General features: G+C 65.7%; 20 protein-coding genes. 8 read left to right on the forward strand and 12 right to left on the reverse strand.

Features of this window, described 5'->3' with window-relative positions; genetic code table 11:
• Nucleotides 1–263 precede the first annotated feature (263 nt).
• On the forward strand, nucleotides 264–1,226 hold the full coding sequence (ybiB, locus tag BAC01S_RS17445; protein WP_027795940.1) for a DNA-binding protein YbiB: 963 nt from the start codon (nucleotides 264–266) through the stop codon (nucleotides 1,224–1,226).
• A gap of 215 nt (nucleotides 1,227–1,441) precedes the next feature.
• On the opposite strand, the gene BAC01S_RS34660 is transcribed toward ybiB, so the two are convergent.
• On the reverse strand, nucleotides 1,442–1,675 hold the full coding sequence (locus BAC01S_RS34660; protein ID WP_156954436.1) for a hypothetical protein: 234 nt from the start codon (nucleotides 1,673–1,675) through the stop codon (nucleotides 1,442–1,444).
• A gap of 17 nt (nucleotides 1,676–1,692) precedes the next feature.
• On the opposite strand from BAC01S_RS34660, the gene leuA reads away from it, so the two are divergent.
• Entirely contained in the window at nucleotides 1,693–3,339 is a 1,647-nt protein-coding gene (gene leuA, locus BAC01S_RS17455; protein WP_027795942.1) for a 2-isopropylmalate synthase, read from the forward strand.
• Nucleotides 3,340–3,432: 93 nt separating this feature from the next.
• Here the strand turns inward: leuA and BAC01S_RS17460 are convergent, their stop codons facing one another.
• Nucleotides 3,433–3,816, reverse strand: coding sequence for a nuclear transport factor 2 family protein (locus BAC01S_RS17460; protein WP_027795943.1), 384 nt, complete (start codon nucleotides 3,814–3,816; stop codon nucleotides 3,433–3,435).
• A 387-nt stretch (nucleotides 3,817–4,203) separates the two neighbouring features.
• Here BAC01S_RS17460 and rpoH point away from each other — a divergent pair, with 387 nt between their 5' ends.
• The 5 genes from rpoH to cydX all read left to right on the forward strand — a co-directional run bounded on the left by rpoH (nucleotide 4,204) and on the right by cydX (nucleotide 8,721).
• Nucleotides 4,204–5,133: an RNA polymerase sigma factor RpoH gene (gene rpoH, locus BAC01S_RS17465; RefSeq protein ID WP_407667939.1), complete on the forward strand. Its 930-nt coding sequence runs from the start codon at nucleotides 4,204–4,206 to the stop codon at nucleotides 5,131–5,133.
• Between the two features lie 376 nt (nucleotides 5,134–5,509).
• Nucleotides 5,510–5,809 (forward strand): cytochrome oxidase putative small subunit CydP, encoded by a 300-nt coding sequence (gene cydP, locus BAC01S_RS31610; RefSeq protein ID WP_043202597.1) that lies wholly within the window; start codon nucleotides 5,510–5,512, stop codon nucleotides 5,807–5,809.
• A complete protein-coding gene (locus tag BAC01S_RS17475) occupies nucleotides 5,799–7,388 on the forward strand; it encodes a cytochrome ubiquinol oxidase subunit I (protein WP_027795945.1) in 1,590 nt (529 codons plus the stop codon). Before cydP ends, BAC01S_RS17475 begins: the two co-directional genes overlap by 11 nt.
• A 54-nt stretch (nucleotides 7,389–7,442) precedes the next feature.
• Complete coding sequence (cydB, locus tag BAC01S_RS17480; RefSeq protein ID WP_027795946.1) at nucleotides 7,443–8,579, forward strand: cytochrome d ubiquinol oxidase subunit II; 1,137 nt, start codon at nucleotides 7,443–7,445, stop codon at nucleotides 8,577–8,579.
• A 25-nt stretch (nucleotides 8,580–8,604) separates the two neighbouring features.
• Complete coding sequence (gene cydX, locus BAC01S_RS33480; protein ID WP_062859422.1) at nucleotides 8,605–8,721, forward strand: cytochrome bd-I oxidase subunit CydX; 117 nt, start codon at nucleotides 8,605–8,607, stop codon at nucleotides 8,719–8,721.
• 127 nt (nucleotides 8,722–8,848) lie between these two features.
• Here cydX and nagE read toward each other — a convergent pair whose 3' ends face one another.
• The 5 genes from nagE to BAC01S_RS17510 form a co-directional block, all read right to left on the reverse strand.
• Nucleotides 8,849–10,591: an N-acetylglucosamine-specific PTS transporter subunit IIBC gene (gene nagE / locus BAC01S_RS17490; protein ID WP_027795947.1), complete on the reverse strand. Its 1,743-nt coding sequence runs from the start codon at nucleotides 10,589–10,591 to the stop codon at nucleotides 8,849–8,851.
• Nucleotides 10,592–10,710: 119 nt separating this feature from the next.
• A complete protein-coding gene (gene ptsP / locus BAC01S_RS17495) occupies nucleotides 10,711–13,326 on the reverse strand; it encodes a phosphoenolpyruvate--protein phosphotransferase (RefSeq protein ID WP_156954437.1) in 2,616 nt (871 codons plus the stop codon).
• Between the two features lie 12 nt (nucleotides 13,327–13,338).
• Nucleotides 13,339–14,346: an SIS domain-containing protein gene (locus tag BAC01S_RS17500; protein ID WP_027795949.1), complete on the reverse strand. Its 1,008-nt coding sequence runs from the start codon at nucleotides 14,344–14,346 to the stop codon at nucleotides 13,339–13,341.
• Nucleotides 14,339–15,442: an N-acetylglucosamine-6-phosphate deacetylase gene (gene nagA, locus BAC01S_RS17505; protein ID WP_027795950.1), complete on the reverse strand. Its 1,104-nt coding sequence runs from the start codon at nucleotides 15,440–15,442 to the stop codon at nucleotides 14,339–14,341. Before nagA ends, BAC01S_RS17500 begins: the two co-directional genes overlap by 8 nt.
• Nucleotides 15,443–15,529: 87 nt before the next feature.
• On the reverse strand, nucleotides 15,530–16,264 hold the full coding sequence (locus BAC01S_RS17510) for a GntR family transcriptional regulator (RefSeq protein ID WP_027795951.1): 735 nt from the start codon (nucleotides 16,262–16,264) through the stop codon (nucleotides 15,530–15,532).
• A 389-nt stretch (nucleotides 16,265–16,653) separates the two neighbouring features.
• On the opposite strand from BAC01S_RS17510, the gene BAC01S_RS31615 reads away from it, so the two are divergent.
• Nucleotides 16,654–17,601 carry a bifunctional helix-turn-helix transcriptional regulator/GNAT family N-acetyltransferase gene (locus tag BAC01S_RS31615; RefSeq protein ID WP_156954438.1) on the forward strand — a complete coding sequence of 316 codons (948 nt, stop codon included), beginning with the start codon at nucleotides 16,654–16,656 and terminating at the stop codon, nucleotides 17,599–17,601.
• A 72-nt stretch (nucleotides 17,602–17,673) separates the two neighbouring features.
• Here BAC01S_RS31615 and BAC01S_RS17520 read toward each other — a convergent pair whose 3' ends face one another.
• From BAC01S_RS17520 to cyoE, 5 genes are all read right to left on the reverse strand, one after another.
• Nucleotides 17,674–17,988: a helix-turn-helix domain-containing protein gene (locus BAC01S_RS17520; protein ID WP_027795952.1), complete on the reverse strand. Its 315-nt coding sequence runs from the start codon at nucleotides 17,986–17,988 to the stop codon at nucleotides 17,674–17,676.
• A complete protein-coding gene (locus BAC01S_RS17525; RefSeq protein ID WP_245616609.1) occupies nucleotides 17,985–18,236 on the reverse strand; it encodes a hypothetical protein in 252 nt (83 codons plus the stop codon). Before BAC01S_RS17525 ends, BAC01S_RS17520 begins: the two co-directional genes overlap by 4 nt.
• A gap of 322 nt (nucleotides 18,237–18,558) precedes the next feature.
• Nucleotides 18,559–19,371 carry a MetQ/NlpA family ABC transporter substrate-binding protein gene (locus tag BAC01S_RS17530; protein ID WP_027795954.1) on the reverse strand — a complete coding sequence of 271 codons (813 nt, stop codon included), beginning with the start codon at nucleotides 19,369–19,371 and terminating at the stop codon, nucleotides 18,559–18,561.
• Between the two features lie 158 nt (nucleotides 19,372–19,529).
• Nucleotides 19,530–20,159 carry an SCO family protein gene (locus tag BAC01S_RS17535; RefSeq protein ID WP_027795955.1) on the reverse strand — a complete coding sequence of 210 codons (630 nt, stop codon included), beginning with the start codon at nucleotides 20,157–20,159 and terminating at the stop codon, nucleotides 19,530–19,532.
• A 25-nt stretch (nucleotides 20,160–20,184) separates the two neighbouring features.
• Complete coding sequence (gene cyoE / locus BAC01S_RS17540) at nucleotides 20,185–21,090, reverse strand: heme o synthase (RefSeq protein ID WP_027795956.1); 906 nt, start codon at nucleotides 21,088–21,090, stop codon at nucleotides 20,185–20,187.

Below are 21,090 nucleotides of genomic sequence, written 5' to 3' on the forward strand. Positions count from 1 at the left end.
CTTGAAGAATGACGCGGGGATGGCGCGGAACTGCGCGGACCGCACGGGCATCCCGCGGCGGCGCGAAATGCGAGTGTAGCGCGCGGAGCCGCGCCCACGCTGCGTAGCAACTACGAACCACCACGAACCACGCACGCGACCGGAACCGCCGCGCTCCGCCCGCGTGCGCGCCTCGTGCGATACTGGGCGCATCCCCGTAATGCATCACGACTGCCGCCCGCCGCGCACCGCGCGCACGCCGGGCGCCTGGAACGCCGCTCCCCATGAATGCTCCCGCTCCTGCCGACACCTTTTCCTGCGCCCGTTTCATCAAGGAGATCGGCCGCGGCCCGAACGGCGCGCGCGCGCTGTCTGCGGAAGACACGCAGGCGCTCTACGCCGCGATGCTCGACGGCCGTGTGTCCGACCTCGAACTCGGCGCGGTGCTGCTCGCCTACCGCCTGAAGGGCGAAACCGCGGCGGAGCTGGCCGCGATGCTGGCTGCCGCGCACGCCTCGTTCGCGCCGCTGGCGTCGCCCGCGGGCGACTATCGCGCCGTCTCGATCCCGAGCTACAACGGCGCCCGCAAGCAGCCGAACCTCGTGCCGCTGCTCGCCCTGCTGCTGGCGCGCGAGGGCGTGCCGACCCTGGTGCACGGCGTAAGCACCGACCCGGGCCGCGTGACGAGCGCCGAAATCTTCGCGGCGCTGAACTTCGCCGCCGTCCGCGATCACGCCGACATTGAAGCGCAACTTGCACAGAAGCACGTTGCGTTCGCGCCAATCGAAGTGCTTGCGCCGCGGCTCGCCCGCCTGCTCGCGCTGCGCGCCCGCATGGGCGTGCGCAACTCCACGCATACGCTCGTGAAGCTGCTGCAGCCCTTCGTGCAGCCGGGTCTGCGGCTCGTGAACTATACGCACCCGCCCTATCGCGAAAGCCTGAGCGCATTGTTCGCGGCACATCCCGATGCCGCAACGGGCGGCGCGCTGCTCGCCCGCGGCACGGAAGGCGAAGCGGTTGCCGACACGCGCCGCCAGGTCCAGGTGGACTGGCTGCACGACGGGATCTGCGAAACGCTGGTCGAGCCGGAACGATCGTCGCCCGATGCGCCCGAAGTGGCGCTGCCGGAAGGCCGCGACGCCCCGACGACCGCGGCCTGGATCGACGCCGTGCTGCGCGGCGACGCACCGGTGCCCGAGGCGATCGCGCGGCAGGTCGAGACGATCAAGCACATCGCCCGACGCTGACGGCCTGTTGACAGGCCGAGGCGTCCTGCCTTACATTGGCCCTTATGCGTTCCTTCCCGAACACCCTCCGAATTACCTCCGGCCGCCTACTAGCGGCCCTATCGCTACGTCTAGCGTAAGCCAGGCGTAGCGCTGCGCGACCACCTCCCCGCGAGGTTCCCCGGTCGGCAGTCCTCCCAAGCCGTTCCCGCAGTACCCCAAAACTCGCCGTATCCCTACAACCAGTCGTCTGTATTCGTCCGTTTACCGTTCGGACGAGTCGCGAGGGTCAAAATGCACGTTGCATGGGCATCGTTCACGTCCACATTCGCCGCGCCGGTTACCGCCGCCACCGTGGCCGCCTTCTTCGCGTTCGTGGTTGCCGCCCGAACGCCGGAAGTTTCGCGCATCGTGCTTCGTCGCCAGCCCGCCAGCCGCCCGCTGCCGACCGCCATCGCAAACGACTTCATGAAGAACGAGGCTCGTCATGTTGCGTAATCCCGCCGAGAAGTACCGCCCCTTCCCCGCCATCCGCCTGAACGGCCGCCGATGGCCCACCCGCACCGTCGAGCGCGCGCCGATCTGGATGAGCACCGACCTGCGCGACGGCAACCAGTCGCTCATCGAGCCGATGAGCATCGAGCAAAAGACCGAGTTCTTCGAGATGCTGGTGGCGATCGGCTTCAAGGAAATCGAAGTCGGCTTTCCGTCGGCCTCGCAGACCGACTTCGATTTCGTGCGCAAGCTGATCGAGGAAAAGCGCATTCCCGCCGACGTGACGATCGAAGTGCTCGTGCAGTCGCGTGAGGAACTCATCACACGCACGTTCGAGGCGCTCGAAGGCGTGCCGCGCGCGATCGTGCACCTCTACAACGCGATCTGCCCGTCGTTCCGCAAGATCGTGTTTGGCCAGTCCAGGGAAGAGGTGAAGGCGCTCGCGGTGGACGGCACGCGCATGATCCGCGAACACGCCGACGCGCGGCCGCAAACGCACTGGATCTACCAGTACTCGCCCGAAACGTTCAGCATGACCGAGCTCACGTTCGCGCGCGAAGTCTGCGACGCCGTCGCGCAGACCTGGCGCCCGACACGCGATCACAAGATGATCGTGAATCTCCCCGCCACCGTCGAAGCCGCGATGCCCAACGTCTACGCCGACCAGATCGAGTGGATGGACCGCAATCTCGCGTACCGTGACAGCATCGTCCTCTCGGTGCATCCGCACAACGACCGCGGCACGGCCGTCGCCGCCGCGGAGATGGCGCTGCTCGCGGGCGCGGATCGCATCGAAGGCTGCCTCTTCGGCAACGGCGAGCGCACCGGCAACGTCGACCTCGTGACGCTCGCGATGAACCTCTACACCCAGGGTATCGACCCGGGCCTCGACTTCTCCGACATCGACGCCGTGCGCCGCGTGGTCGAGCGCTGCAACCAGCTGCCCGTGCATCCGCGCCATCCGTACGCGGGCGACCTCGTGTTCACGGCGTTCTCGGGCTCGCACCAGGACGCGATCCGCAAGGGTCTCGCACAGCAAAAACCCGATGCGATCTGGGAAGTGCCCTATCTCCCCATCGACCCCGCCGATCTCGGCCGCAGCTACGACGCGGTGATCCGCGTGAACAGCCAGTCGGGCAAAGGCGGCGCGACGTATCTGCTCGAGCGCGGCATGGGCTTCACGCCGCCGCGGCGCGTGCAGATCGAGTTCAGCCACGCGGTGCAGACGGCCGCCGACACGTCGGGCGAGGAAATCACCGGCGAGGCGATCTGCGCCCTTTTCACGCGTGAGTACTTCGAGACGAGCGGGCCGGCCATGCCCGCCGGTGCGGGCCGCGTGCGCTGGGAAGGCCGTGACATTGCGGCGCCCTCGGCCGCCGACGGACACGAAGCCCAGGCACAGGCGATTGCGGCGGCGATTGCGATGGCCGCGGATGCGACGGTCGAGATCACGTCGTTTGAGACCGCGCGCACCGGGCAGGGCGCAACCGCCGTGTTCGTCGGCTGCCGCGTGGGCGGTCAGCCGATCCGCCATGGCGTGGGTGTCGCCGACGACGCCGCAGAGGCAACGGTCGCCGCGGTCGTGAGCGGCGTCAATCGCGCGGCCTGGCCTCAGGTCGATCGCCGCGCCGCCGCCTGAAGCCAGGCGCGATCAGGCGCAGGCGGCAAAACGGGCCGCCTGCGTAAGCCCGGAGCGTCCACAAGACGCGCCGGAAGAAGGGACCAACCGGTCTTATTCGAGCGCACAACGCGTCGCCTGCCATGCGAGCAAACGCCAGCGGCCATCCTCCTGCGTCTGGATGGCCGTGTAGGCAATGGGAAACAGCAGCGCGCCATTATTGGCTTCCATCTCGATCAGCGCGCGCCCGGACACCACGCAGGCCTCGCGTCCAACCGGCAGCACATCCTGCGACTGAATCTCGATCTGGCGGTAGCGGCGGCGCCCGGCCGTGATGGCGTCGATGAACTGCTGTTTGGTTTCGCGTTTGCCGTTCGTATGGACGAAGATCACGTTGTCCGACAGCAGGGCGTTCAGCGACGGTCCGTCGCCCTCCACCATTGCACGAAACCGTTCGCGCTCCAGCCCGCGAATCGCATCGATCACTTTCGCCGCCATGACCCTTGCCCCCTTGCGCGCCCGCCCCAATGTTGGCAAGGACCGGCGCAGAAGATGTACCGCACGCGTCTCGCTGAAATTTATACCAGGTTTGGTCGCGTGGAAACTTGCGATCAAAAACGGCGCGCCCCGACGCGTCTGATTGCCGCATCTAGAGGGTTTACTCGCCATTCTTCGGCGCGACACTTCGCCATCCGCTGTCAGCCCCGTCCAGCCTGGCTTCCAGCGAAATCTATCGAAACAAATGTTTCGATAGCAGCGATGGAACCTTGAAGTCCCTACGGACTCCAAGTATTAGCACTCGGTGGAGCAGAGTGCTAACATCCACCGTGGAGTCGCAGTCCGACTTTTGCAAGATCTAGAGGAGTTCACTACGTGAGCAACGCAATGGCAATGACCCTTCCTGGTACGCTGAGCCCGACGCCGGCCAAGGCGGCGGGGGCAGGCGTGCTGGCGCTCGCGAATCAATCGATGCTGCCCGGCCAGCTGGGCAATATCGACGCCTACATTCAGGCCGTCAACCGGATCCCCATGTTGACGCCGCAAGAGGAGCGCCAGTTCGCGACCGAGTTTCGCGAACAGAACAATCTCGAATCCGCTCGTCGCCTCGTGCTCTCGCACCTGCGCCTCGTGGTTTCGATCGCCCGTAACTACCTGGGCTACGGCCTGCCGCATGCCGACCTGATCCAGGAAGGCAACATCGGCCTGATGAAGGCCGTGAAGCGCTTCGACCCGGAGCAGAACGTCCGGCTCGTTTCGTATGCGATGCACTGGATCAAGGCCGAGATCCACGAATACATCCTGCGCAACTGGCGCATGGTGAAGGTCGCCACGACCAAGGCGCAGCGCAAGCTGTTCTTCAACCTGCGCAGCCACAAGCAGGGCCTGCAGTCGTTCACGCCCGAGGAAATCGAAGGCCTCGCACAGGAACTGAACGTGAAGCGCGAGGAAGTCGTGGAGATGGAGACGCGTCTGTCCGGCGCCGACATCGCGCTCGAAGGCCAGACCGAGGACGGCGAGGAGTCGTTCGCCCCCATCGCCTGGCTCGCCGATTCGCACAGCGAACCGACCGCGGTGCTGGCCTCGCGTCAGCGCGACCGTCTGCAGTCTGACGGTATCGCGAGCGCGCTAGAGGCACTCGACGCCCGCAGCCGCCGCATCATCGAAGCGCGCTGGCTGAATGTGGCCGACGACGGCTCGGGCGGCTCGACCCTGCATGAGCTGGCCGACGAGTTCGGCGTCTCGGCCGAGCGTATCCGTCAGATCGAAGCGAGCGCGATGAAGAAGATGCGCACGGCACTCGCCGACTACAGCTAATCGCCCCCGCCGAGCCTCCCGGCTCGCTAGCATGCGCAAGCCCCGTCCTCTCTGGAGGCGGGGCTTTTTCTTTGCCTGATGTCACCGCCGCAGCCGCCTTCAATTCATATCAACAGATTTTTCCTTAATATAAATGCCGACCCTGATGCGGAACGCATTTTAATTTGCCCCCACTTTGTTGACTTAGAGCAAATCAAATCGCGATACTGACCAGGATGGCATGCGTTCGCGACAGGATGTCGCGCACGGACTGTCGCATGCCCGTGACTCGCAATCTTAAAATTCTTGTCCATCAGTTGTGCCGAAGCGCCGGGTGACCCAAGCCATCCGGTCGGGATAACGAAGCATTGGAAGAATCTGCAGTCATCGATCCATCATGATCTCGACATCCGATCCCCCTTCCCGGCCGCCGTCCGCACTGCGGTCGCGCTTCCTGCGCTGGGCGCGCGGGCCAACCTTCTCCCGCGACATCGCCTTCGTCCTCGCCTTCAAGCTCGTCTTGCTGATGGCGCTCAAGTACGCATTCTTCAACCACCCGCAGGCCGAAAACATGAACATGCCGCCGGCGGAAGTCGCACGCGCCATTCTTTCGGTGTCCGTGCCATCCGCGATGAACCCGCATCAAGGCTATCAAGGCCATCGAAGCGATACCCAGGGGGACCAAAATGCCCATTAGCGAAACCGTCGACCTCTCGCGGCTGCAGTTCGCCATCACAGCGCTCTATCACTTCCTGTTCGTTCCGCTCACGCTGGGCCTCTCGTGGCTCCTCGTCATCATGGAGTCGGTCTACGTGATGACCGGCAAGCCGATCTACAAGGACATGACGCAGTTCTGGGGCAAGCTGTTCGCCATCAACTTCGTGATGGGCGTCACCACCGGCCTCACCATGGAGTTCCAGTTCGGCACCAACTGGTCGTACTACTCGCACTACGTGGGCGACATCTTCGGCGTGCCGCTCGCCGTGGAAGGGCTCGCCGCGTTCTTCCTCGAATCGACCTTCGTCGGGCTGTTCTTCTTCGGCTGGAACCGGCTCTCGAAGGGTCAGCACCTCATCACGACGTTCTTCGTCGCACTCGGCTCGAACCTCTCCGCACTGTGGATTCTCGTCGCCAACGGCTGGATGCAGAACCCCGTCGGCGCCGAGTTCAACTACGAAACCATGCGCATGGAGCTCACGAGCCTCTTCCAGGTGATCTTCAACCCGGTCGCGCAGGTGAAGTTCGTGCATACCGTATCGGCGGGTTACGTGACCGCCTCGATGTTCGTGCTCGGCATTTCGTCGTGGTATCTGATCCGCCGCCGCGACGTCGATTTCGCGCTGCGCTCGTTCGCCATCGCCGCGGGCTTCGGTCTCGCCTCGACGCTATGCGTGCTGGTGCTCGGCGACGAGTCGGGCTACACCACGGGTGAAGTGCAGCAGATCAAGCTCGCCGCCATCGAGGCCGAGTGGGACACCGCTCCCGCGCCCGCGCCGTTCACACTGTTTGGCATGCCGAATCAAAAAGAAGAGCGAACCGACTATGCGATCCGGATTCCTTACTTGATGGGCATCATCGCGACGCGCTCGATCGACGAACCGGTGATCGGCCTGAAGGACCACATCGGGCGCGCGGAAGTGCGCATCCGCAACGGCATGCTGGCCTACGCCGCATTGCAGAAGATGAAGGAAGGCACCGCCGACACCGAAACGCGCGACGTTTTCGACGCGCACAAGGGCGACCTGGGCTACGGCCTGCTGCTGAAGCAGTTCGCGCCGAACGTGGTGGACGCAACGCCCGAGCAGATCAAGGCCGCCGCAAGAAGCGCGATTCCGCCCGTTGCGCCCGTATTCTGGTCGTTCCGCATGATGGTGGGTCTCGGCATTCTGTTTCTCGCGACCTTCGTGCTGGCCTTCTGGTTCTGCGCGCAACGCTCGCTGCTCAAGCCGAGCCGCGCGTGGTTCCTGCGTTGGGCCGTGTGGGCGATTCCGCTGCCGTGGATCGCCGCCGAGTTCGGCTGGGTCGTCGCCGAACTCGGCCGCCAGCCATGGACCATCGCCGAAGTGCTGCCGACGCATCTTTCCGCATCGAGTCTCGCGCCCGGCGACGTGATGCTGAGCATCGCGGGCTTCGTGGTGTTCTACACGGCGCTCTTCATCATCGAAATCACGCTCATGTTCAAGTACGCCCGCCTCGGTCCGTCCGCGCTGCATACGGGACGCTACTTCCACGAACAGGGTTCGACCGTGGCGGCCGGCAACGGCCACGTCGCCTGAGCCCGGCGCCGCCGGCCATCGCTACGCACAAGGACGAGCAAGGAACAAACAATCATGGACTACGCAACCCTCAAGCTCATCTGGTGGGTGCTGATCGGCGTGCTGCTGATCGGCTTCTCGCTCACCGACGGCTTCGACATGGGCGCCGCCGTGCTGCTGCCCTTCATCGGCAAGACCGATGCCGAACGCCGCATCGTCATCAACACCGTAGGCGCGACCTGGGAAGGCAACCAGGTCTGGCTCATCACCGCGGGCGGCGCGATGTTCGCGGCGTGGCCGCTGGTGTATGCGGCGTCGTTCTCGGGCTTCTACTTCGCGATGCTGCTCGTGCTCTTCGCGCTGTTCTTCCGCCCGGTAGGCTTCGACTATCGCGGCAAACGCGACAATCCCACGTGGCGCAACACCTGGGACTGGGCGCTTTTTGTCGGCGGTTTCGTGCCCGCGCTCGTGTTCGGCGTGGCGTTCGGCAACCTGCTCGAAGGCGTGCCTTTCGCCTATGACACCGACCTGCGCGTGACGTACCACGGCAGCTTCTGGGAATTGCTCAACCCGTTCGCGCTCGTCTGCGGCCTCGTGAGCCTGACGATGCTCACCGCGCACGGCGCCGCCTTCGTCAAGCTCAAGAGCGACGGCGTGGTTGCCCAACGCGCGAGCAAGGCGCTGCGCCTCACCTCGATTCTCGCGGTCGTGCTCTTCATCGTGGCGGGTGCGCTCGTTGCGACACTGATCGGCGGCTACACGATCACGTCGCCGGCGCCGCTCGACGCTCCCTCGAACCCGCTGCTCAAGAGCGTCGAAGCCGGCCAGGGCCTCTGGCTCACGAACTACGGCCTGTATCCGTGGATGGCGGTCGCGCCCCTGCTCGGCATTGCGGGCGGGCTCGTCGCCTGCGTGCTCGCGGGTTCGCGCATGGAGAAAACGGCGTTCATCGCCACCGGGCTCATGATCGTCGGCGTGATCCTCACGGCGGGCTTCTCGATGTTCCCGTTCATCATGCCGTCGTCGCTCGATCCGCGCAGCAGCCTGACGGTGTGGGACTCGACTTCCAGCAAGACGACGCTCGAGATCATGCTCGTCGCCGTGATCATCTTCCTGCCTATCGTGCTGGCCTATACGACCTGGGCCTACCGCGTCATGCGCGGCAAGGTCACTGCCGCTGCGATCAAGGAACAGCATAATTCGCTCTACTAATTTCGATTTCGAAGGAGTCTGAACGATGTGGTATTTCAGCTGGATCCTCGGCATAGGCGCGGCGCTCAGCTTTGGCATCATCAACGTGATGTGGCTCGACTCGCAGCAGCAGAAGCCGGTCGCCGCGGCCCGCAAGGACTGAGGGCGGAGCCGCCGCCGCAAGCGGCGGGCAGGCAGACAGGCATAAAAAAATCGGCGCTGCAGATAGCAGCGCCGATTTTTCTTGCTCGCGTGGATCGCGCCGCGCCCACAGCGCGGCACGGCAAGCATTACGCCGGTTGCGGCGCGAGCATTTGCGCGTAACGCGGCGCGGCGCGGCCGACCACGATGTGCATGGTATCGGCCGACACCCACACGACGTCGAGCGCATCGAGCTTCTTGCGATCGACCGCCGCCGCATCGCGCACGACCACGCGCAGGCGCGTTGCCGCCACGACATCGAGCGACACGACGTTGGCCGAGCCGCCCAGCGCCGCCAGCCAGCGCGACGGATCCGGATCGAGCGGGCCCGGTTCGCCTTCGTCGGCAACCGTAGCCGAAGCGGGTTGCGCGGACACCACGGGCTGAGCCGGCGCCTGCGGTGCCGCACCAACACCGCGCTTGATCTCGCTGCGGATCTCGTCGGCGATGATGTCGGCTTCCGGTCCGATGATCACCTGCACGCTCTCGCCGCCGCGCTTGAGCACGCCGCGCGCACCGATCACCTTCAGCGCGGGCTCCGATACCTTCGACGGATCGGCCACCGAAAGGCGCAGGCGCGTCGTGCAGGCATCGACCACCTTGAGGTTCGCGGCACCCCCGAGCGCGTCGATATAGCGCGCCGCGCGCGACGTGCCTTCGGCGTTCGCCGGCACGGCGGCCCCCGACATCGAAGACGCGAGCGCGGTGTCGCCGTTCGAGGCTTCGCGGCCCGGCGTCGGCAGGTTGAAACGGCGGATGAAGAAGCGGAACAGCGCGTAGTAGACCACCGCGTAGGCAACGCCGAGCGGAATGGCCTCCCAGCCGTGCGTCGAGAGCCCGTAGTTCAGCACGTAGTCGATGAAGCCCGCGGAGAACGTGAAGCCGAGCTTGATGTTCAGCAGCGAGCAGATCGCGAGCGAGAGGCCCGTGAGTACCGCGTGGATGCCGTACAGCACCGGCGCGAGGAACATGAACGTGAACTCGATCGGCTCGGTCACGCCCGTGAGGAACGAGGTAAGCGCCATCGAAAGCAGCAGGCCCGCGACCATCGAGCGGCGCTCCTTCGGCGCCTCGTGCAACATTGCCAGGCAGGCCGCCGGCAGACCGAACATCATGACCGGGAAAAAGCCCGCCATGAAGCTGCCCGCGGTGGGATCGCCCGCAAAGAAGCGGTGCAGGTCGCCGGTGACGGCCGCGCCGCCGCCGGGCGGCGTGAACGTGCCGAACACGAACCACACGAGCGAGTTGAGGATGTGGTGCAGGCCCGTCACGAGCAGCAGCCGGTTCAGGAAGCCATACACGAACGTGCCGATCGCGCCTGCCGTGGTGAGCCAGTGGCCCGCGCTGTCGATCACGCCCTGCACCGGCCCCCAGCCGTAGCCGAACACAATGCCGAGCACCACGCACACGAGCCCGGTAATGATCGGCACGAAGCGTTTGCCGCCGAAGAACGCCAGGAACTCGGGCAGCTTGATGTCCTTGAAGCGGTTGTAGAGCATGCCCGCGACAATGCCCGCCACGACGCCGGAGAGGACGCCCATGTTGAGCTTGTCGTTGATGTCCTTCATCACGGCGACCTCGACCAGATAGCCGAGTGCGCCCGCGAGGGCCGCCACGCCGTTGTTGTCCTTGGCGAAGCCGACTGCGATGCCGATCGCGAAAAGGAGCGGCAGGTTGTCGAAGATCGCGCCGCCCGCGTCGGCGATGATCTTGATATTGAGCATGTCGCTCTGGCCGAAGCGCAGCAGCAGGCCGGCGACCGGCAGCACTGCGATCGGGAGCATCAGCGCGCGGCCGAGGCTTTGAATCTTGAGAAACGGATTGCCATCCATTGAACTGCCTCCAGTCCCTGTCTCTTTCGTGACGTCAGTGAGTGATGAGAGTCGCCGGTTTGCGCGTGAAACCGCGCGCGCCGGCGTGTTTTTTATCTAATGGTGTTTTCAGCGGGGGGTTATTCCAGCGGCCAGATCGAGCGGCTCACGGCGCGCACGGCCTGGGCCGACTCGAGGGAGAGCGCGTCCTGCGCGCGCTGGCGGCACAGCTGCCAGTCGAGATTGCGCACGCGCGCCTTGATGGAAGGCACCGATACCGGGTCGACGGACAGCTCGGTCACGCCGAGACCGACGAGTAGCGGCACGGCAACCGGATCGCCGGCGAGCGCGCCGCAGACGCCAACCCACTTGCCGTGCTTTTCGGCGCCCTGCACGGCCGCCGCGACGAGTCGCAGCACGGCCGGGTGCAGGCCGTCCGCCTGCGCCGCAAGGTCGGGCTGGCAGCGGTCCATCGCGAGCGTGTACTGCGTGAGGTCGTTCGTGCCGATCGAGAAGAAGTCCGCGTGCTGCGCGAGCTGGTCGGCCAGCAGCGCAGCCGAAGGCACCTCGATCATCACGCCGATCTCGATCGGCTCGGTGCGGCACGCCTCCTCCGCGAACGTTTCGATACGCTCGCGCAAGCGCACCAGCTCGCCCACGTCGGTGACCATCGGCAGCAGGATGCGCACGGCGCCCGCCGGCTTCACGGCGACGAGCGCGCGCAGCTGGTCGTCGAGCAGATCCGGGCGCACCTGTGCGAGGCGGATGCCGCGCAGGCCCAGCGCCGGATTCGGCTCGGGCGGCAGCGTCAGGTAATCGACTTCCTTGTCCGCGCCGACGTCGAGCGTGCGGATGATCGCGCTGCGGCCGGCCAGCGCCTCGGCGATCGCCTGGTAGCTCTGGCGATGCTCTTCGATCGTCGGCGCCGCCTGACGATGGATGAACATGAGCTCGGTGCGCAACAGGCCCACCGCATCGGCGCCGTTCTCCACGGCCGTGTTCGCGTCTTCGAGCGTGGCGATGTTGGCCGCGATCTCGATGGCGCGGCCGTCGCGCGTCGCCGCCGCCTGCTGCGACGTGCGGCGGTTCGCCTCGCGCACGCCGGCCAAGCGCTGGCGCTCGGCGCGCGCACGCTCGACGTCGAGCGCGGTCGGCGCATAGGCGAGGCGTCCTTCGCCCGCATTGACGACGACCTGTGCGCCTTCGGCGATCGTGTGCAGCGCGTCGCCAACTGCAACAAGCGCCGGAATGCCCGCCTGGCGCGCGATGATCGCCGCGTGCGAGGTCGCGCCGCCGCGCGCCATCACGAGCGCCGTCACGCGCGCGCGGTCGAGCGTGGCGAGATCGGACGGCGTGAATTCGTCGGCGGCGAGCACGGCTTCGTCGGGCAGCACGCGTGCCGCCGTGTTCGAGAGCCCGAGCGCGCGCAGCACGCGCTTTTCGATATCGCGCAAGTCGGCGGCGCGCTCCGCCAGCAGCGGATCGTCGATCTGGCCAAGCACGGCGATCTGCGCGCGGATCGCCTCGCGCCACGCGAAGCCCGCGCTCTTGCCAAGGCTCACGAGGTCGCGCGCGGCGTCCACGAGCGTCGGGTCTTCGAGCAGCACGCGATGCATCGTGAAGATGCCCGCCTCGCCGATCGCACCGCGCTGCGACGCGGCGCGCACGGTGTGGTTCAGCTCGGCGTCGACGGCGGCGATGGCCTTGTCGAGCGCACGGCTTTCGGCAGCCGGGGTGCCGCTCGCCGCTTCGGGCGGCACGATTTCAGCGTCGTCCCAACGCACCAGCGTGCCGACTGCGACGCCGGGCGCGGCACACACGCCGGCGAGCGTATTGGGCGCCGCATTCCCTGCCGCGGCAGGCGCCGTCTGAGGCGCCGCGGCCACCGGGACACGCGGTGCCGGCGAGAGCTGCCGTGCGGGCGCTTCGCCGCCCTCGCCCGGCGCTTCGCGGGTCAGCTCGTTGGCAACCGCATCGACGGCCTGCTGCGCGTCACGGCCCGTGCCGACGAGTTCGATCGTCGCGCCCTCGCCCGCGCCCAGCGCGAGCAGGCCAACCACGCTCTGGATGGCCGCTTTCCGTTCGCCGTGCCGCACCTCCACACGTGCCTCGAAATCGCGCACGGCCTCGCGCGCCCGCGCAGCGGGCCGCGCGTGCAGGCCGCCCGCATGCTCGAGCGTCACGGTCCTGCGCACTTCGTTCTCCACGAGGTCCGCCGTCAGGGCGACGGCGGCCTCCGCACCCTCGCGCATGCGCAATACAAGCAGCGGCGACACGCCGGCTTCGACCTTGCCCGCCTGCGCGCGCGACACCACTTCGAACGCATCCGAATTCGCGACCGCCACGACGGAAACGAGGCTCGGCGCCTCGCACGCAATTACGTCGAGGTCAAACTCGATCAAAACGTCGCCGCGCCGCACCTCGGCGCCCTGCTGAACCTTCGGCGCGAAGCCCTTGCCGTTCAGCTCGACCGTGTCGATGCCGATGTGCACGAGCACCTGCGCGCCTTCGGCGGTCTGCAGCGTGACGGCGTGGCCGGTGCGCGCAAGGTGCATGACGACGCCGTCGCACGGCGCGACGAGACGGCCGACCAACGGGTCGATGCCGATGCCGTCGCCGAACAGCCCTTCCGAAAACACGGGATCGGGCACCAATGCGAGCGGCACGACCGGGCCGGTAAGCGGCGCGACAAGCGAGATGTCGCCTGGGGCGGATTGATCCGGGTTCATCAGGCGGGACTCCTGGATGCGTTCCATCAACTTTCCAATCTAGTGGGTTTCGGTGACTTTGTTCAGGTAGCGCGGCTCGTCGGGATTGCGGCCGCGCGCGGCGGCAAGACCCGCCGCCATCACGTAGAACGAAAGAATGGCGGCGACCGGATCGAGCGCCGCGTCGGCGGTCGTCACGAGCGGCAGCGTGGCCTCCGGCACATCCGCGGGCGCGGCGAGCAGCACGCGCGCGCCGCGCTTCGTCATGTCGCGTGCGAACTCGACGAGACCAGCCTGCTCCGGCCCGCGCGGGGCGAACACGAGCAGCGGGTAATCGCGGTCGATCAGCTCCATCGGGCCGTGACGCACCTCGGCGCTCGAGAACGCCTCGGCCTGGATGCCCGAGGTTTCCTTGAGCTTGAGCGCCGCTTCCTGGGCGATGGCGAGGCCCGGGCCGCGGCCGATCACGATCATCTGCGAGACGTTGCGCAGCTCGTCCACGGCCTTCGACCAGTCGAGCGAGCCCGCGCGGTGAAGGGCGTCGGGCAGCGCGCGCAGGGCGTCCACGAACGCGGCGTCGCGCTGCCAGAACGCGACCAGCTGCGCCGACATCGAGAGCATCGCGATATAGCTCTTGGTCGCGGCCACGCTCAGCTCCGGCCCGGCGAGGAGCGGCAGCTCGACGCCCGCGGCGTCGGCGAGCGGCGAGCCGGGCACATTGACGGCCGCCGCCGTGAGCGCTCCCGCCTCGTGCAGCGCGCGCATCGTGGCCACGAGATCAGGACTCCTGCCTGATTGGGAGAAAGCAAAAGCGAACTGCCCCCGCACGCGCAGAGGCGCCTGCTGAAGCGTGGCGATCGACATCGGGATCGAGGCGACCGGCACGCCGATGCGGCTCATCGTGAGCGAGGCGAAATAGCTCGCCGCATGGTCGGAGCTGCCGCGTGCAACGGTGAGCGCGACCTGGCGCGGCTCCGCCTGGAGCCGGTGCGCCAGCGCCTCGACAGGCGCGGTGTCCGCGAGCTGCGCGGCGACGACGCTGGCCGAGGCCAGCGCTTCTTTAAGCATATTCGACAATCGAATCTCCTTCGACATAGGTCGCGGTGAGGGCCAGCTCGCGATCGAACACGACGACGTCGGCCCACGCGCCGCGCGCAAGGCGGCCGCGATCCTCGATGCCGAGGTAGTCGGCAGCGTAGCGCGACAGGCGCGCGGAGACGTCGGCGATCGGAAAGCCGAGCGAAACGAGGTTGCGCAGCGCCTGATCCATGGTCAGGGTGCTGCCTGCAAGCGTGCCATCGGCAAGGCGCACGCCGCCGAGGCACTTTGTCACGTGCTGGCTGCCGAGGCGGTATTCGCCGTCGGGCATGCCGGTTGCCGAGGTGCTGTCGGTGACCACGTAAAGGCGCGGAATCGCGCGCATGGCCGCACGGATCGCGCCCGGATGCACGTGCAGCAGATCGGGAATGATCTCCGCGTACTCGGCGTGCGCGAGCGCCGCGCCGACGAGGCCGGGGTTGCGGTGATGCAGCGGCGACATCGCATTGAAAAGGTGCGTGAAGCCGCGCGCGCCGTGCTTCAGTGCCGCGACGCCGTCGTCGTAGGTCGCGAGCGAGTGGCCGAGCTGCACGCGCACGCCGCGCGCCGCCATTTCCGCGATGATCTCGATGTGGCCCGCGATTTCGGGCGCGACGGTCACGACGCGGATGGGCGCGATCGAGAGGTACTTGAGCACCTCGTCGAGCACGGCCGAAACAGCCGCGTCGGGCTGTGCGCCAAGCTTGCCGGGATTGATGTACGGACCTTCCAGATGCACGCCCAGCACGCGCGAGCCGCCCGGCGTGCGCATGCGCGCCACGTCGCCAAGCCCCGCCACGACGCTCATCAGCTCGTCGCGCGGCGCGGTCATCGTGGTGGCGAGCAGGCTCGTCGTGCCGAAGCGCGCGTGCGTGCGCGTGATGGTTTCGATGGCGTCGCCCGCCTCCATCACGTCGGCGCCGCCGCCGCCGTGCACGTGCAGGTCGATGAAGCCCGGCAGGATGTAGGGGGCGTCGTTCGTCGCCGGATCGGCGGGCTTGCCCGAGATCGATGCGATGCGCCCGTTCTCGAACGACAGCATGCCCAGGATCCAACCTTCAGGAGTGAGTATGTTTCCGCTCAGCATGAATGTTTTCCGGTGAGTTGCGACGAGGCGCGGGGCGTCATGTCGGGGTCGTGCCTGTGTGATTCGTTCAGTGGCGCCATGTTCACCTCACTGGCGCAGTTCGGCGACGAAGTCGTAATAACCGTCGCGGCAGTAGGTATCGGTCAGTTCGATGGCGTGCTGGTCGGCGGAAAAACCCACGCGCGTGATGACGAGCAGCGCCGCGCGCGGCTCCACGCCCATCAGCGCCGCGATCTCCCCGGTCGCGTTGACCGCGCGGAAATGCTGCAGGGCGCGCACTACCGGCATGCCGCGCGCTTCGAGATAGGCGTAGAGCGAAGCGTCGATGGCCTCGGGGTCGGGCACGATCGATACCGGCAGCGCCGAATGCTCCACGGCCATCACGATGCCGTCCGCGCGGCGCAAGCGCCGCAGGCTCGTGACCGAGGCGCCCGGCGAGAGACCAAGCTGCACGATCTCCTCACGGTGCGCCGGTCTCACTTCGCGCGCAAGCCAGACCGAGTCCGGCGTAAAACCGCGCTGCTGCATCTTCTTCGTGAAGCCGGTGAGGCGCGAAAGCGGATCTTCGACTCGCGGCGTAATGAAGCTGCCTGCCCCGCGCGCACGACGGATCAACCCCTGCTCCACGAGCAGTTCGATCGCCTTGCGCGCCGTGATGCGCGAGACGCCGATGGCGTCCGACAGCGTGCGCTCCGAAGGCAGCGCCTCGCCGGCCGACCACACGCCGCAATGGATAGCCGTGGCAAGGTTGCGCGCCAGCTGCAGATAGAGCGGCGTCACGTTGCGCGCATCGGGCATCAGGGCAGACCAACGGGTTTCCATGGGACTTGTGCCTGGGTTCTGGGATCGTGGGGCGTCCAGGCGCCATCTGCGCTGGACTGCTTCGAAAGCGAGCCCATTATATAACCACAATGATACCAGTCAACAGAATGGCGACAATCCGCTAGCCGGCATCAAACTCCTTAATTATCAGTGAGTTACGGCTTCCACTTCAGTAGATTTATGATGGCTTGCCACATCGGGATTTACCCTGGACGCTCCCAATCACATCTCGGAATAGGACCAAAGCCATAGCCCGACTGACTATAAACCAGACCAAAGTGATACCACTCCATAACCAAACCGGAAAATCCCAAATAGTGCTAACACACGCCATAGAGTTCCCCTATAGTCTTGTTTGGTAACAATCAGCCACATCGCAAGGGGGCGACTTGTCGACCGAATCCGATGCCATGCGGCACGCCGAGGCCGTGTTGCAGTTCAATCGCTTCTACGCGAAATACCTGAACGCTGAACACGAACGTCTGCCGCGAAGCGCCTATTCGCTCACCGAAATGCGCGTACTCCACGAGCTGGCCAGCGGCAAAGCCGACACGGCGGCGAGCCTCGCCCGCAACCTCGCGCTAGACACCGGCTATCTGAGCCGGATCCTCGCCGGGTTCGAGCAGCGCGAACTGATCTCGCGGCGCCCGAGCGAAACCGACGCGCGCCAGTCGCTGCTGAACCTCACCGAAGCGGGACGAGCCGAATACGCATCGCTCGATGCCGCTGCGATTGCCGGCATTGCGACGGCGCTCGCGAGACTCGCGCCGGCCGAACAGGAACAGTTGATCCGGGCGCTTCGAATGGTCCAGGGGTTGCTTGGAGGCCCCACAGCCCAAGGTATCGTCACGCTGCGGGAACCGCGTCCGGGAGACTTCGGCTGGATCGTCCACCGGCTTGCCCAGGTCTTTGCGAGGGAAGAATACTGGGGCGTGCAGTTCGAAGCGATCGCCGCCCATACGATCGGCGCCTTCGCGATGAAACACGACCCGGTACGCGAAACCGCGTGGATCGCCGAGCAGGAGGGCCATGCGGTGGGCGGAGCCCTGGTGGTGGCCGCGGGCGAGCATCGCGCGTGCGTGCGGATGCTGTTCGTGGAGCACCATATGCGCGGGCTGGGGATCGGCTCGCGGTTGCTCGACGAGTGCGTGGGCTTTGCACGACGCACGGGCTACGCAACGCTCGATATCGAACTGGCGCCCGATCTGCCCGAAGCGCGCCGCATGGCCGGGCGCGCCGGATTCTCGCTAGTGCCTGCCGGGGATAGCGGCACCGGCCCGCTCACCGAACGCTGGACGCGCAGCCTTCACGATACGGCGTCGCGGTGCGCAGCATGACGTGGGGCTGAGCACCCAGGAGGCTTGACTCTTCCGCCGAGGGCTTTCGCTAGTGCAAGGCGTTTGATCTGATCAAAGCGCGGCAAGCAGATCCAGGGTCTGCGGATGCTTCTCCACGAGTTTGATTAGCACCGCAGCCTGTGCGTTCGGCCTCGCTTTGCCTTGCTCCCAGTTTTGCCAGGTACGGACGTTGACGCGCAGACGGCGCGCCATGACCGCCTGCGACACATTGGCCGATTCACGGACAGTCCGGATTTCTTCCGCAGTCACGTCGACGGGGTCCGGTGTTTCCAGTGCAACGGTTCGCAACGTCAGCTTGCCTTTGCGCTCCGCCGCGAGATCGTCGAACCCCTGCTTGAGCGCATCAAAAAGGCGACCTTTCCTCATTTGCCAGCCCTCTCTTCAATCTCGGCTCTCAGCATGGCACCAAGCGCCTTCGCTTCATCATGGGAGAGATCGTCCATCTCATCCTTGTTGTATATGAAGAACATCCAGAACTGTGCGCCTTCGCCCCAATGGTAGTAGATCACCCGAAGCCCGCCACGCTTCCCTTTCTGCCGCCGGGAGTCCTTGCTACGCACCTTGCGCAAACCACCTGTGTGCCTGATGACATCGCCCTTTTCTGGATTGCTCATTAACTCCTGCTGGAGTTCACGATATTCATCGTCGTCAAGGTAATCTGGGCGACGCTCGCGGAATAAGGAAAGTTCAACGAATAGGGCTCTCATCGGCTCACAGAAAATTATACGCTACTTGCGTATAAATAAAAGGTGAGCCAATCTAGCACGCTGCCGTGCATGCGATCTTGAGCAACGTTAAAGAACGACATGTTGCAACTCAGGTATCGCAGGAAAGTGGCCGTGTTGGCTGCGCAAAAGCAAAAGCCGCGGCACAACGGCTGCGGCTTTTGCTTTTGCGAGCCGGCATGCGGCTATAAGCCGCATGCCGATGCACCGATCAGAACGACGGCACCATCGCGCCCTTGAACTGGGTCTTGATGAACTGGCGCACGTCTTCCGACTGATAGGCCGCCACCAGCTTCTTCACCCAGGGCTTGTCCTTGTCCTGGACACGCACGGCGATCAGGTTCGCGTAGGGGCTGTGAATGTCTTCCAGCGCGATCGCGTCCTTGGTGGGCTGCAGGCCCGCTGCCAGCGCGTAGTTCGTGTTGATGACGGCGGCGTCCACGTCGCCGAGCGCGCGCGGAAGCTGTGCGGCGTCCAGTTCGACGATCTTCACCTTCTTCGGATTCTCGGCCACGTCGAGCGGCGTCGCATTATTACCGTTCGTACCCGCGCCGGCACGCAGCTTGATCACGCCCTTGCTCTGGAGGAGCAGCAGCGCACGGTTTTCGTTCGACGGATCGTTCGGCACCGCGACCTTGGCACCGGCCGGCAAGTCGTTCAGCGACTTGAGCTTCTTCGAGTACACGCCGATCGGCGAGATGTACGTGAGACCCGCGCTCACGAGCTTGTAGCCGCGCTGCTTGATCTGGCTGTCGAGGTACGGCCCGGTCTGGAAGCTGTTGGCGTCGAGATCGCCCGAGTCGAGCGCCGCGTTAGGCTGCACATAGTCGTTGAACTCGATGACCTTGACGTTCAGGCCTTCGCGCTTCGCGACCTTCTGGACGACGGTCCAGACTTCGGCGTCCGGACCCGAGACAGTACCGACCTTGATGACCTGGTCGTCGGCGCGGGCGCCGAAGCTGGCGAGAAGCGTGGTGGCGGCAAAGCCGGCGAGGAGAGCCTTAACAAGATTTCTGCGCTGCATGGAGGTGATGTTCCTGCCTGTTATTTCGATATCGCCGGCTCGCACGGCATTATGTGCCGTTGCCGGAGGGATGGAATGCTCTCACAGAGCGGCGGTTACGCGAAATAATGAAATCGCATACCGGTATGCCGCCGCGTTCGATCGGTTCAACTGAGTGTTCAGCCAAGCAGCAGCTTCAGATCGTGAATCCAGGGCGTCACGCCCTGCCCGTCGCGGGCGAAGAGGCGCAGCTTGCCGGTCGGGTCGAACACATAGCTCGCGGCGGTGTGGTCCATCGTATAGCTGCCGGGCGTGGTGCCCGGCACCTTCGCGTAATAGACGCGGAAGTCCTTCGTGACCTGCTTGAGTTCGGCATCGTCGGCGGGGCGCAGCCCCACGAACGTCGGGTTGAACGCATTCACGTACTGACTCAGGATGGGCGACGTATCGCGCTCCGGGTCGACGGTGACGAAGAGCACCTGGACACGCTTCGCCGCATCGGGCCCGAGTTGCTGGAGCGCCTGCGAGAGTTCCGCCAGCGTGGTCGGGCAAACGTCCGGACAGTGCGTGTAGCCGAAGAACAGCACGACCACTTTGCCCTTGTAGTCGGCGAGCGAGCGCATCGTGCCGTTCGTGTCGGGCAGCGAGAAGTCCTTGCCGAACTGCGTGTTGCCGGTAATGTCGAGGTTCGTGAACGACGGCGCCTGCTGGCCGCAGCCTGCGACGAGCGCGGTGCCGCCGAGGGCGCAGACCGTGGCGAGCGCAACGATCGTGGCGCGCCCAATGCGCGCAAGCGTTTGACGGGTCATGGCAAGGATCATTGCCGCTCGGGCATCAAGCCCCGATCAGCGCGTGAACGTAGTGATCGACGAGCAGCGCCGCGAACAGCAGCGAAAGATAGACGATCGAGTAGCGGAAGGTCTTGCGCGCCAATGCGTCGGAGTACTCGCGATAGATCTTCCAGGCATAAGCGAGGAACACCGCGCCGAGCAGCACCGCCGCCGCGAGGTAGAGTGCTCCACTCATGCCCGAGATGAACGGCATGAGCGTGACGGCGAACAGGACCACGGTGTAGAGCAGGATGCACAGGCGCGTGTAGGCTTCGCCGTGCGTGTTGGGCAGCATGGGCAGACCGGCCTTCTTGTAGTCCTCGCGACGATACAGCGCGAGCGACCAGAAGTGCGGCGGCGTCCAGACGAAGATGATCAGCACGAGGATCCAGGCGTCGCCGGGCACATGGCCCGTGACGGCCGCCCAGCCGAGCGCGGGCGGCATGGCGCCCGAGGCGCCGCCGATCACGATGTTCTGCGGCGTGGTGGGCTTGAGCAGCAGCGTATAGATGATCGCGTAGCCGATGAACGTGCCGAAGGTGAGCCACATGGTAAGCGCGTTCGTGAACGTGTAGAGCGTCCACATGCCCGCGGCGCCCAGCACGGCCGAGAACAGCAGGATCTGCATGCTCGTGATCTCGCCGCGTGCCGAAGGGCGCCAGGCCGTGCGGCGCATCATGGCGTCCACTTTCTGCTCGACAAGGCAATTGATCGCAAAGGCGGCGCCGGCCGTGAGCCAGATGCCGACGGTGCCGCCGACCAGCACCTTCCAGGGCACCATGCCCGGCACGGCGAGGAACATGCCGATCACCGCGCAAAACACCGCCAGCTGGGTGACGCGCGGCTTCGTGAGGGCGGCGTATTGGGAAATCCGGCTGCCCGGGGGATGGGAGAGGGTTGTACTTTCCAT

The sequence above is a fragment of the Paraburkholderia acidipaludis NBRC 101816 genome (assembly GCF_000684975.1).
In the GTDB taxonomy this organism is placed as follows: Bacteria; Pseudomonadota; Gammaproteobacteria; order Burkholderiales; family Burkholderiaceae; genus Paraburkholderia; species Paraburkholderia acidipaludis.

Coding starts and splice junctions, on each gene's coding strand:
- ybiB (WP_027795940.1), top strand. CDS start 264: ATGAATGCTCCCGCTCCTGCCGACACCTTTTCCTGCGCCCGTTTCATC.
- BAC01S_RS34660 (WP_156954436.1), bottom strand. CDS start 1,675: ATGAAGTCGTTTGCGATGGCGGTCGGCAGCGGGCGGCTGGCGGGCTGG.
- leuA (WP_027795942.1), top strand. CDS start 1,693: ATGTTGCGTAATCCCGCCGAGAAGTACCGCCCCTTCCCCGCCATCCGC.
- BAC01S_RS17460 (WP_027795943.1), bottom strand. CDS start 3,816: ATGGCGGCGAAAGTGATCGATGCGATTCGCGGGCTGGAGCGCGAACGG.
- rpoH (WP_407667939.1), top strand. CDS start 4,204: ATGGCAATGACCCTTCCTGGTACGCTGAGCCCGACGCCGGCCAAGGCG.
- cydP (WP_043202597.1), top strand. CDS start 5,510: ATGATCTCGACATCCGATCCCCCTTCCCGGCCGCCGTCCGCACTGCGG.
- BAC01S_RS17475 (WP_027795945.1), top strand. CDS start 5,799: ATGCCCATTAGCGAAACCGTCGACCTCTCGCGGCTGCAGTTCGCCATC.
- cydB (WP_027795946.1), top strand. CDS start 7,443: ATGGACTACGCAACCCTCAAGCTCATCTGGTGGGTGCTGATCGGCGTG.
- cydX (WP_062859422.1), top strand. CDS start 8,605: ATGTGGTATTTCAGCTGGATCCTCGGCATAGGCGCGGCGCTCAGCTTT.
- nagE (WP_027795947.1), bottom strand. CDS start 10,591: ATGGATGGCAATCCGTTTCTCAAGATTCAAAGCCTCGGCCGCGCGCTG.
- ptsP (WP_156954437.1), bottom strand. CDS start 13,326: ATGGAACGCATCCAGGAGTCCCGCCTGATGAACCCGGATCAATCCGCC.
- BAC01S_RS17500 (WP_027795949.1), bottom strand. CDS start 14,346: ATGCTTAAAGAAGCGCTGGCCTCGGCCAGCGTCGTCGCCGCGCAGCTC.
- nagA (WP_027795950.1), bottom strand. CDS start 15,442: ATGCTGAGCGGAAACATACTCACTCCTGAAGGTTGGATCCTGGGCATG.
- BAC01S_RS17510 (WP_027795951.1), bottom strand. CDS start 16,264: ATGGAAACCCGTTGGTCTGCCCTGATGCCCGATGCGCGCAACGTGACG.
- BAC01S_RS17520 (WP_027795952.1), bottom strand. CDS start 17,988: ATGAGGAAAGGTCGCCTTTTTGATGCGCTCAAGCAGGGGTTCGACGAT.
- BAC01S_RS17525 (WP_245616609.1), bottom strand. CDS start 18,236: ATGAGCAATCCAGAAAAGGGCGATGTCATCAGGCACACAGGTGGTTTG.
- BAC01S_RS17530 (WP_027795954.1), bottom strand. CDS start 19,371: ATGCAGCGCAGAAATCTTGTTAAGGCTCTCCTCGCCGGCTTTGCCGCC.
- BAC01S_RS17535 (WP_027795955.1), bottom strand. CDS start 20,159: ATGACCCGTCAAACGCTTGCGCGCATTGGGCGCGCCACGATCGTTGCG.
- cyoE (WP_027795956.1), bottom strand. CDS start 21,090: ATGGAAAGTACAACCCTCTCCCATCCCCCGGGCAGCCGGATTTCCCAA.